The organism is Pelagibacterium lentulum (assembly GCF_003992625.1).
In the GTDB taxonomy this organism is placed as follows: Bacteria; Pseudomonadota; Alphaproteobacteria; order Rhizobiales; family Devosiaceae; genus Pelagibacterium; species Pelagibacterium lentulum.
In genome coordinates, this window is sequence record NZ_RZMW01000006.1 from 1 (window position 1) to 2047 (window position 2047).

A 2047-nucleotide genomic window follows, 5' to 3' on the forward strand; every position below is an offset into this window, starting at 1 on the left:
CAGGCCCAAGCGGTTCTGACCGGCGACCAGGAGCTTGCCAATGCCATGCAGTTCGATGAATTGCGGCGCTCGCTTGGTACGGTGGTTGGTGATCTTTCCGCCACGTTTGAAGAAACGATCACCACGGCTATAATTCCGATGAACGGGCGGCTCGTGGCGCTCGCCGATGCCCTGACCGAACTATCTGCTGCGGATGCCGGCGATATATCGTCAGCGCGTATTAGGTTCACTGCAATGTCCGGCCCGAGTGGCTATGCGCGCGTCGGTATTGAAACGCGCTTCGATGTTGCCAATACCGGCGATTATCGGCTGGCTGGTAGTTATTGGGATACTCCAAACGACCCCCAATTGCCCACCCGCAGAGTTGAGATTGCCGAGCAGTTCATCATTGCGGAAAGTGCTGCTGCCGCTGGATCGCAACCCTTTATTTTTGAGGGCGGAAATCTGCGCGTGCCGAACGCGTACATCTGGGGCTTAACGGCGGTCAATATCGAGACGGCATCTATTGCTGCAGACTTGGGTTTCATTCAAACGCTGACATCTGAGCAGGCGTTCATTGATAACCTGCAGGTGGGATGGGCTGCGATTGAAAACGCAGTTGTCAACAATCTGGTCGTTAACGCGGCGATGATAGGAGACCTTGCCGTAACCCGGATCAAGCTCGAAGAGGGCTCTGTTACTGACGTTTACAAGGCTGGACCCACTTCCGGAAGCATGTCCGCACCGGGAACCATAACGTTGAACAGTCAAACTATAAATGTAGGCGCAGGTGATCTTATATCAGCTGGAGCGGTCGTTGTGGGTTTTGGAGGCGGGAACGTTAGCAATGGCGGCTTTCGTATGTTCATCGAAATGGTGGCGGGTGGTGATGTTTACGTCATAGGTGAAGGTACGAGCGCTAGTTGGACAAACCAGTCTGAAAGAAACGCCGCCCCTGAACCCTATGCAAGTGGGTTGGCCCTATCTCCAATTACCGGAAATGTAACAATTCGATCAAGAATTCAGCTTTTCGGCTCGATTGCCTACTCGGGAACCCGTCGCCTAACATCCAACGTTGCACGCCGCTGATCCGGTTTTCAGCGACAATTATTGAGGCTCCTATGTCCCACGTCCAAGTCACACCCGAAGTCGCCTTGCGTGAGGCGATGATTGAAAACCAGTTTCTCAAGAACCGAGTTCTGATCCTGTCCCAGCAATGCGCGGACAGGGACCGCAGGATTGCGGAACTGGAGGCGGCAAGCGAACCGCCCGCAGACCAAGACTAACCAGCCTTCACAGACCAGACAACGCCGCCCAATGAGGCGGCTTTTTTATTGGAGAAACCATGACCGTAATGAGTGATTACGTCACGGGCACCATCAGCCTGACCAATGGCTCTGCATCGTTCACTGGAACCGGCACCGGCTGGCAATTGGCCGGGTTCCGTGAGGGCGACACGATCATCGATATTACCGGCGCCACGGAATATTGGGGCGTGATCGCGACGATTGACGCCAACGGGGCAGGGACGCTCACCAAGCCGTGGGAAGGGCCTGACCTTACCGATGCCGCCTATCGTATGCGCTACCAGCCTGACGGCAGCCGTGTGACAGCACAGGCGCGGCAATTGATCGAGCTTCTAGGCAACGGCAATTTGCAAGGTCTTGCGGGCCTTTCGGGCAGTGCCGATCAGGTCATTATGTTTACCGGGCCGGGTACTGTTACGACCGTACCAAAGACCGACCTGACAAGCGGTGCGAACTATGACGTGCAGGTGGATACGCTGGCGGCGCGGGCAGCCTATGATGGGATGGATGAGGGCTTTTCTGTTCTGGTAAGCGATACCGGAGATGGGCGCTCGGCGATTTTTTCAAAGGCATCGGCGACAAGCGGAGACTGGACCGATCCTGCTTATGTGACGGGAGCAGGTTATAGCCTTTCGATTGGCGATGTTGATGCAATTCCATTCGGCGAGTCGCCCAATGTCACGCTGACGCCTGGGGCAGGTGGCGGCGCGCTGAACTTCGAGATTCCGGCTGGCATGATCGTAGAGCCGGGGTCGATCACA

General features: G+C 55.9%; 1 protein-coding gene and 2 pseudogenes. All 3 read left to right on the forward strand.

The genetic code is table 11. The features are described 5' to 3' along the window. Positions 1 to 1068, forward strand: a pseudogene (locus EO133_RS20105) (hypothetical protein); the annotation flags it as partial. Between the two features lie 32 nt (positions 1069 to 1100). Beyond that, positions 1101 to 1265, forward strand: a complete 165-nt coding sequence (locus EO133_RS20110) for a hypothetical protein (protein WP_164734829.1) — start codon at positions 1101 to 1103, stop codon at positions 1263 to 1265. A gap of 59 nt (positions 1266 to 1324) precedes the next feature. Continuing rightward, positions 1325 to 2047, forward strand: a pseudogene (locus EO133_RS01265) (hypothetical protein); the annotation flags it as partial.

Bases quoted from the DNA above. Each gene is read 5' to 3' on its own strand.
- EO133_RS20110 (WP_164734829.1), top strand. From the start codon at position 1,101: ATGTCCCACGTCCAAGTCACACCCGAAGTCGCCTTGCGTGAGGCGATG.